Origin of the sequence: Actinospica durhamensis, assembly GCF_018139695.1 — a bacterium.
In the GTDB taxonomy this organism is placed as follows: Bacteria; Actinomycetota; Actinomycetes; order Streptomycetales; family Catenulisporaceae; genus Actinospica; species Actinospica durhamensis.
This window is the reverse complement of record NZ_JAGSOG010000336.1, coordinates 1-8,182: the sequence shown is the minus strand read 5'-3', so window position 1 is coordinate 8,182 and position 8,182 is coordinate 1. Positions and strand designations below refer to the sequence as shown.

Sequence of the window (8,182 nt, the reverse complement as noted above, 5' to 3'; positions counted from 1 at the left end):
GTGGTGGGGTCGAGTAGGGCGGTGGCCTCGTCGAGGATGACGGTGTGCGGATCGGCGAGTACGACGCGGGCGAGTGCGAGCTGTTGGGCCCGCGCGCTGCCGAGTTGATGGCCGGTGGGGCCGAGGTGGGTGTCCAGGCCTTCGGGCAGTTCGTCGGTCCAGGCTGCGGCGCCGACCGCGAGGAGGGCGGCGTGGAGTTCGGCGTCTGACGCGGTCGGCTTGGCGACGAGGAGGTTGTCGCGCACCGACGCGTGGAAGACGTGCAGATCTTGGGTGACCAGGACGATGTGGCGGCGCAGCTGATCCGGGGACAGGTGCGCGACGGCGACGCCGCCCACGGTGACCGAGCCGGTGCGTGGCCGGTCGATTCCGGCCAGCAGCCGGCCGAGTGTGGACTTGCCCGCGCCGGAGGGTCCGACGATCGCGAGCCGCTCGCCCGGCCGGATCTCGAGATCCACTCCGTGCAGCACGTCGCGGCCGCCGTCGTAGCCGAAGCGCACGCCGCGCACCTCGATCCGGTCGTCTGCGGGTGCGGGTGCGGGTGCGTCTGCGGGCTCGAGCTCGGTCTCGGGCGTGGTCGCGGGTTCGGGGGCGCCGGTCGGCTCGGGCGGGCGCGACAGTTCACTGAGACCCTCGAGCCGGGCGAAGGAGGCCGCGCCGCTCTGCAACGCGTCGATCCAGATCTGCATCGTCTCGAGCGGTCCGGACAGCTGGCGCAGGTAGAGCGCCGAGGTCACCACGGCGCCCAGGCTGATCATGCCCCGGTCGTAGAGCGCACCGCCCACGAGCAGCACGCCGACGAACGGCAGCACGTAGGAGACGTCGATGACCGGATACAGCACCGAGCGCAGCGTCAGGGCACGAAGACGAGCCAGCCGCGACCGTTCCAGCGCCGCCGCGCCCGCCTCGATCCGGCGGAGCTCCAGGCCCAGCGCCTCGATCGTCCGCGCGCCCTGGGCGGTGGTCACCAGCACCTCGGCCACCGCCGAGTTGGCCGCGCCCAGGTCGAGGTAGGCGGCGCGGGCCCGGCGCAGGTACCACCGCGTCGCCACCGCGATCCCGGCCAGGCCGAGGACGCCGCACGCGCCGAGCACGGGATCGAGCACGAAGACCGCGACGACCACGAGCAGCGCCTGGAGCGCCGCGATGAGTACGTCCGGCGCGGCGTCGCGCATGATCGAGGCGACGCTGCCGACGTCGCCGGAGCCGCGCGCGGTCAGGTCCCCGACGTCGATCGCCTCCACCACACCCGGGCGCAGCCCGAGGACGTGATCGAGGAACTGCTCACGCACGTGCGCGGACAACCGCTCGCCGAAGCGGGCGGCGAGGTAACGCGCCTGCCGGGTCAGGACGAGCTGCACCAGCGCGGAGATCAGGATCGCCAGCGCCAGCCGGTCGATCCGGCCCACGTCGCCGTGACCGGCACCGCTGCTGCCGCTCTCGCCGCCCCCGCCGCCCGCGCCGCCGGACTGGACCTCGTCGATGATGAGCCCGAGCAGCCACGGCCCGACCAGTCCGGCCCCGGTGGCCAGCACGTTGAGCACGAGGATGCGGCCGAACGCGCCGGGCTCGTGCCGGATCAGCCGCCAGGCCGCCCGGCGCACGCCGGCCGCGTCGGCCACGGGCAACTGGTTCATCGGGACACCAGCTCCCGGTAGCCGGGCTGGCTCTCCATCAGTTCGCGGTGGGTGCCGCTCGCGGCCACGCGCCCGTCGACGAGGTAGTGCACGAGGTCGGCGCGATCGAGCAGCAGCGGCGAGGTCGTCGTGACGAGCGTGGTGCGGCCGCGGCGCGCGGCCCGCAGCCGGTCCGCGATCAGCGCCTCGGTGTGCGCGTCCACGGCCGAGGTCGGCTCACCGGCCAGCAGCACCTCCGGCTCGGCGGCCAGCGCGCGGGCCAGGCGCACCCGCTGCCGCTGTCCGCCGGAGAGGTTGCGGCCGCTCGACGCGATCGCCGACGCCACGCCCTCGGGCAGGCCGGCCAGGATGTCCTCGGCCGCGGCGTTGCGCAGCGCCTCGAGAACGGCCCGTTCGTCCGGCTCGAAGCGCCCGGCGACGACGTCGCGCAGGCTCCCGGCGAACACGGCCGACTCGTTGTCCGCCACCAGGATCCGCTCCCGCAGGCGCGCCGGCGCCACCTCGGCGAGCCGGATCCCGCCCCAGGTCGCCTCCGACGGCCGGAACCGCCCGAGCCGGTCGAGCACCGCCGCCGCGTCCGCCGACCGCGCGCCGGCCAACGCGGTGAACCGGCCGGCCGCGACCTCGACCCCTGATTCCGGGTCGAAGAGATCCGCCGGTGCGTCCGGGCCGTGGCAACTACAGTCCGCCGAGTACGTTCCGCCCGCGCCGTCCGGGGTGAGCCGCAGCAGCGCGATCACCCGCCGCGCCGAGACCAGCGCCTGCGCGATGGCCGAGCCGTTGTCGATCAGCTCGGCGACCGGCACCACCAGCACCGCGACGTAGCCGTACACGGCGACCAGGTCCCCGACGGATATACGGCCCTCGGCCGCCATCCGGGCCGCCAGCCACGTCACCACCGCGAGGAACAGCAGCGGCAGGCCCGCGCCGAGCGTGGGTATCCAGCTGGAGACCGAGCCGACCCGGTATCCCTCATCAACGAGTTGCCGTGACTTCTCCCGGTACCGCGCGGCGAACAGCTCCTTGCCGCCGATCCCGTTGAGTACCCGCAGACCCTGCATGAGGTCCACCAGGCGCGTCGTCAACTGTGCCTGGTGCTCCCGGTAGACCGAACCCGCATCCCGCAGCCGGCCCAGCGGCGGCCCGACGAGCACCGCGATCACCGGCGCGCCGAGCACCACGATCAGCGCCAGCAGCGGCGAGATCGAGAACAGCAGCGCGGCCACCACCGCGTACGCGACGACGCCGCCGAAGCCGGGGCCCACGATCGTCAGGCTGCTGCCGATCGTCCAGATGTCCCCGATCCCGATCGTGGCGACCTCGCCCGCGCTCACCCGGCCGGCCAGCGATCCGCCGAGCCGGGCGGAGTGCTCCACCACGGCCTCGAGCGTGCGGAACGCCGCGTCCATCCGGACCTTCGTCAGGGTGCGATGACGCATGATCGCCACGTAGGCGTTGAGCACCCCCATCCCCAGCAGGATCAGGACCCAGCCAAGCAGCGAGGAGAAGTGCCGCGGCTGCAGCCCGGTGTCGATCGCCCGCGCGAGCACGTACGGCGGCAGCGCCAATCCCAGCATCCACAGCGTTCCGAGCGTCGCGGCGAGCACGATCCGGCGTCCCTGGCTCGCCACCAGCCACCACAGGAACCGCGCCGGGCTCCGGATGTCCGCCTCCACTCGCATCCGTCCCCCTCGGCTCACCGACCGGCCGCGCCGGCGTCGTACGCCTGCGTATGCCTACGTACGCCCACGCTAGTCCAAGATCAAGGACTGCGACGCGGCGGGGCCACGGTATCCGTGTGCTGATTCCCTACGAGGCCAGCTCCGGGACGACCCGGCTGGCGAACAGCTCGACGCCGCTGAGGTCGTAGGCCGCCTCGGCGAAGTAGGTGATCGCGTAGGTCATGCCCAGCGCCTTGAGTTCGGTGAGCTTCTCGGCGATCTGCTCGGGCGTGCCGACCAGCGGGCCGGTGCGCCACTGCTCGACGGAGCGCTCGAGCGTCTCGTCCGAGACGTGCGGCCGCAGCCGGTCGGCGGCCTGGGCGATGCGGTCCTGCACGTCCTTCTCGGTCTCGCCGATGAAGACGTTGTAGTTGGCCGAACGCACGATCGCGTCGTAGTCCGTGCCGACCTCGCGGCAGTGCTCGGCCAGCAGCTCCGACTTGCGCACGAAGCCCTCGGGGGAGCCGTCGAAGTTGGTGTACTGCGCGTACTTGGCCGCGATCCGCAGGGTCTTGCGCTCGCCGCCGCCCGCGATCCACAGCGGGATGCCGCCGGTCTGCAGCGGCAGCGGCCGGCAGATCGCGCCGTCGACCTGGTAGTGCTTGCCGTCCAGGGTGGCCACGCCCTTGGTCCACAGGTCGCGCATGATCTGCACGCCCTCGTCCAGCATGGCCAGGCGCTGGCCGGCCGACGGGAAGCCGTAGCCGTAGGCGCGCCATTCGTGCTCGTACCAGCCGGCCCCGATGCCCATCTCGGTGCGACCGCCGGAGACGGCGTCGACCGTGGCGGCGACCTTGGCCAGGTACGCCGGGTTGCGGTAGGCCATGCACGTGCACATCTGGCCCAGCCGGACCCGGGAGGTGGCCGCGGCCAGCGCCGCCATCAGCGTCCAGGCCTCGTGCGTCGCCTCCTCGGAGGGCACCGGCGTGGTGTGGAAGTGGTCGTATACCCAGACCGACTCGAACGGGCCGGCCTCGGCGGCCTTGGCCACGCCGAGCATGGTCTGCCAGTGGTCCTTGGGGTCCACGCCGACGAGATCGAATCGCCAGCCTTGGGGAATGAACAGTCCGAAGCGCATGGGCCCATCCTAGGTCCATCCGCGCGGACACCCGGTAAGTGTCCAACCCCGCCGCTGCTACTGTGCATATCGAATCATTGTCATAGAACACGACAGGGGGTGTCCCGTGTTCGCGATCGAGCTCGGTGACGGCGCCGAACTGCGTCCGCTCCAGCCCTTCCAGGCCGAGGAGTTCCTGGCCCACATGGACCGCGGCCGCGAGGCGATCGACCCGTGGATCTCCTTCGCCACCCGCTCCACCGACCTGGACTCGGCCCGCGCCACGCTGCAGGGCTTCGCCGATGAGCAGGCGCAGGACACCCTGCACGCCTTCGGCATCTGGCTCGAGGGCACGCTGGTCGGCGGAGTGATGCTGGTGCGCTTCGACGCCGAGGCCGGCGTCTGCGAGCTCGGGTGCTGGATGGAGGCGGCCGGGCAGGGCCGCGGCCTGGTCACTACCGCGTCCCGGCACCTGATCGAGTGGGCCTTCACCCAGCGCGGGATGCACCGGGTGGAGTGGCGGGCCCGCGTGGACAACGTCCGCAGCACCAACGTGGCCCGGCGCCTGGGAATGTCGTTGGACGGCGTCCTGCGTCAGGCCATACCGTTTTCCGGGCAGCGACACGATCTTGAAGTGTGGTCGCTGCTCGCGAACGAGTGGGAGGGCGCACGTTGACGGAAGCACGACGACCTGTGGCGCTGGTGACCGGAGTGGGCCGGCGGGCCGGGATCGGTGCGGCGTTGGTGACGGCGCTGGCCGAGGACGGCTGGGACGTCGCCTTCAGCTACTGGAACGCGTACGACGACCGGATGGACTGGGGCCGCGACGCCGACTCCGCCGCGGAGACCACCAGGGCGGCCGAGGCCCTCGGCGGCCGCGCCGTCGGCATCGAGGCCGACCTGGCCAGGCCCGAGGTCCCGGCCAGGCTGCTCGCGCAGGCGGGCGCCGAGCTCGGCAGTGTCAGAGCCCTGGTGATGGCGCACTGCGAGTCGGTCGACTCCTCGATCCTGACCACCACGGTGGAGAGCTTCGACCGGCACTTCGCGGTCAACACCCGGGCCGCCTGGCTGCTCATCAAGGCCTTCGCCGAGCAGTTCGACGCCCCGCACGGCACCGGCCGCATCATCGCCCTGACCAGCGACCACACCGCGTTCAACCTGCCCTACGGGGCCAGCAAGGGCGCGCTGGACCGGATCACCCTGGCCGCGGCGCACGAACTGGCCGGGCTCGGCGTCACGGCGAACGCGCTCAACCCGGGCCCGGTGCAGACCGGCTGGATGTCCCCGGACACCGAGCGCGACCTGGCCCGGGCCACCGCCCTCGGCCGGCTCGGCCGGCCGAGCGACACCGCCGACTACGTCAGGTTCCTGTGCTCGGCCAGGGGCGGCTGGATCAACGGCCAGCTGCTGCACAGCAACGGCGGCTTCCCGCACTGAGCACCACGCGGCCGCGGGCGCTGCCCCGGATCGGTGTGATCCGGGGCAGCGCCCGCTGTTCGGCCTGTCTCAGGACGAGTACGTGGTGGTGCAGACGGTGCCGTTGAGGCTGATCGCGGTCGGCGAGCGGTAGGCGCCGGTGTTGGCGCCGACGAAGCCGATGTTCTGCGAGTTGCCTCCGTTCGCCGCCAGCTGCGCGTTCCAGCTCTGGCTCGTCGCCTCCACGAACTGGCCGGACTCGGTCCAGGTCGCGTTCCAGCCGCCGTTCTCCGTCTCGGTGGTGTCCGGGAAGGTGAAGGTCAGCGACCAGCCGTCGATCGCGCTCGGTCCGGTGTCGGTCAGCGTGACCGAGGCGATGAAGCCGTTACCCCAGCTGTCGGTGATCTGGTAGTCCACCGCGCAGGTGCTGCTCGGTGGCGAGGTGGTGGAGAAGGTCACCGGGTCCGAGGGTTCGGAGAGCTTGCCGCTCTGGTCGGTGGCGAGCACGTTGAGCGTGTAGATCGTGTTGGGCACCAGGTTCTGCAGCGTCACCGAGTTCGAGGTCGACTCGGCCAGCCGGTCGCTGGTGGTGCCGTCCTGGTTCTCGATCTCGTAGCGGATGACCTGGCCGCCGGTGGACGCGCCCCAGCTGACCGTGGCGGTGGTGCCGGTGATGTTGCTCACCGACGGGGTGCCCGGCGCGCTGAGCGAGCCGAACTGGTTCGCCGCGGGGGTGAGCACGACCGTCTCGATCGAGTACGGCGCGATCGTCTGGCTGGCGGCGGTGCCGGTGGACGCGCTGGTGATCGAGCTCGCCTCGTCGCCGTAGGTGTAGACCGTGGGCGTCGCGGTGCTCGGGATGTAGTTGGCGTAGTTCAGGTTCACCGTGTATGCGTTGTTCGGGTCCTTGTTCACCAGCTCGACCGCGAGGTCGCCGTTGGCCTGGCGCACGGCGTGCGCGGCGACCAGCGGCTGGTCGGTGCCCGCGTTCACCATCAGGTCCCCGGGTCTGCCCACGTCACTGAGCATCTGGAGCGCGTAGTAGGTCGGGAACGGTGTGTTGAACGCCGGTTCACAGGTGCTGCCGACGCAGGTGCCGGAGGAGAGCACACCCCAGTCGTCGTAGTCGGTCGCCCCGTCCGGCGCGGTGGAGATGGTGCCCGGGCCGTTGTGCGTGTCCCACCAGTCCACCGTGAACACGCCCTGCTCGAGCGCGGTGAAGTACGAGTCCGCGGCGAACAGCGCGTCCGGCTGGGTGTCCTCGTCCACGCCCGAGTTCATCTCGGTCATCGCGATCCCGACGCTCGAGGCGCGGGCGCCCTCGTACTTGTCGATCTCGTCGCGCAGCTGCTGCAGCTCGCCCGGCAGCTGGGCCGGCTCGGTCAGCGCGGTCGAGGCGCCGGTGCCCGAGGGGTACCAGTGCACGATCACGAAGTCGATCGCCGAGCCCGCGATGGACAGTACGGTGTGGTTCCAGTCCGAGGTGTCGCCGGAGGCGAGCACCCCGTCCGGCCAGTTGCCCGGCAGCGTCAGCACGGCGCCGATCTTGATGGTCGGGTCGACCGCCTTCATCGCCGCGGAGTAGGCCAGGATGTCGTTCGCGTACTGGGTCGGGCTCTTGTCGGTCCGGTCGTTCGCCTCCCAGTCCGAGCCGTAGTAGCCGTCGCCGTAGACCTCGTTGCCGATCTCCCAGTACTTGTCGCCGTAGCCCTTGGTGACGTTCGCGTACTGGACCCAGGCCGCGGCCTCGGCCGGGGTGCCGGTGCCGTAGTTGGCGATCAGGATCGGCTGCGCGCCGATCTTCTTGACCGTGCCCATGAACGAGTCGAAGTCGGTGCCGGGCGCGACGTAGCCGCCGGGGGCGGTGTTGTCCTGCCAGTTGTAGATGTCGCCGTAGGAGCCGCCCGGGTAACGCAGCATCCCGATATTCGCACTCTGCAACAGCGACTGGGTGGAGGCTGAGTTCATCGAGCTGTCCCACACGGCCGAGTTCAGCCCGTAGCCGGTGGTCGGAATGGTGCCCAGGCCCTCGTCCGCGTTCACGGTCACGTTCACCGTCGAGGAGGTGGTGGTGGCGGCTTCGGCGGGCACCGAGGCCGAGGTCTGCGCCAGCGCGCTGCCGAGCAGCGCGAGGGTCGCCGCCGCGGCCACGCGCAGCCGGGTTCCGCGCAGAGAGGGTGGTCGTCGTGTCACGTGTGCTCCTTGCTGGAGACTCAGGGCAGAAGGCCCGCCCGAGCGCAACCGGGCGGCACCGGGACTTACGACCGGATGCTCCCCACGCCCGCCCGGCGCGTCAAAGCTCTGACAGCGCGGGCCGGGCCCGGCGGTCCCGAGCAGGGGCGGGGTGGGGC

6 protein-coding genes are annotated in these 8,182 nt (G+C 71.6%); 2 read left to right on the top strand and 4 right to left on the bottom strand.

Going from position 1 to position 8,182, the window contains the following annotated elements:
- The 3 genes from KDL01_RS36530 to KDL01_RS36520 form a co-directional block, all read right to left on the bottom strand.
- On the bottom strand, window positions 1-1,637 hold a 1,637-nt coding region (locus KDL01_RS36530; protein ID WP_212533285.1), incomplete at its 3' end, for an ABC transporter ATP-binding protein.
- Window positions 1,634-3,319 carry an ABC transporter ATP-binding protein gene (locus KDL01_RS36525; RefSeq protein ID WP_212533284.1) on the bottom strand — a complete coding sequence of 562 codons (1,686 nt, stop codon included), beginning with the start codon at window positions 3,317-3,319 and terminating at the stop codon, window positions 1,634-1,636. The genes KDL01_RS36530 and KDL01_RS36525, both read right to left, overlap by 4 nt.
- A 127-nt stretch (window positions 3,320-3,446) precedes the next feature.
- Window positions 3,447-4,436 carry an LLM class F420-dependent oxidoreductase gene (locus KDL01_RS36520; protein WP_212533283.1) on the bottom strand — a complete coding sequence of 330 codons (990 nt, stop codon included), beginning with the start codon at window positions 4,434-4,436 and terminating at the stop codon, window positions 3,447-3,449.
- A 106-nt stretch (window positions 4,437-4,542) separates the two neighbouring features.
- Here KDL01_RS36520 and KDL01_RS36515 point away from each other — a divergent pair, with 106 nt between their 5' ends.
- Together KDL01_RS36515 and KDL01_RS36510 are read left to right on the top strand one after the other, a co-directional pair.
- Window positions 4,543-5,091: a GNAT family N-acetyltransferase gene (locus KDL01_RS36515; RefSeq protein WP_212533282.1), complete on the top strand. Its 549-nt coding sequence runs from the start codon at window positions 4,543-4,545 to the stop codon at window positions 5,089-5,091.
- Window positions 5,088-5,852 carry an SDR family oxidoreductase gene (locus KDL01_RS36510; protein WP_212533281.1) on the top strand — a complete coding sequence of 255 codons (765 nt, stop codon included), beginning with the start codon at window positions 5,088-5,090 and terminating at the stop codon, window positions 5,850-5,852. Before KDL01_RS36515 ends, KDL01_RS36510 begins: the two co-directional genes overlap by 4 nt.
- Before the next feature lie 69 nt (window positions 5,853-5,921).
- Here KDL01_RS36510 and KDL01_RS36505 read toward each other — a convergent pair whose 3' ends face one another.
- Window positions 5,922-8,024: a cellulose binding domain-containing protein gene (locus tag KDL01_RS36505; protein WP_307846762.1), complete on the bottom strand. Its 2,103-nt coding sequence runs from the start codon at window positions 8,022-8,024 to the stop codon at window positions 5,922-5,924.
- Window positions 8,025-8,182: the final 158 nt, after the last annotated feature.

What these genes read in the sequence shown, in the direction of transcription:
- KDL01_RS36525 (WP_212533284.1), bottom strand. Translation starts at nt 3,319, where the DNA reads ATGCGAGTGGAGGCGGACATCCGGAGCCCGGCGCGGTTCCTGTGGTGG.
- KDL01_RS36520 (WP_212533283.1), bottom strand. Translation starts at nt 4,436, where the DNA reads ATGCGCTTCGGACTGTTCATTCCCCAAGGCTGGCGATTCGATCTCGTC.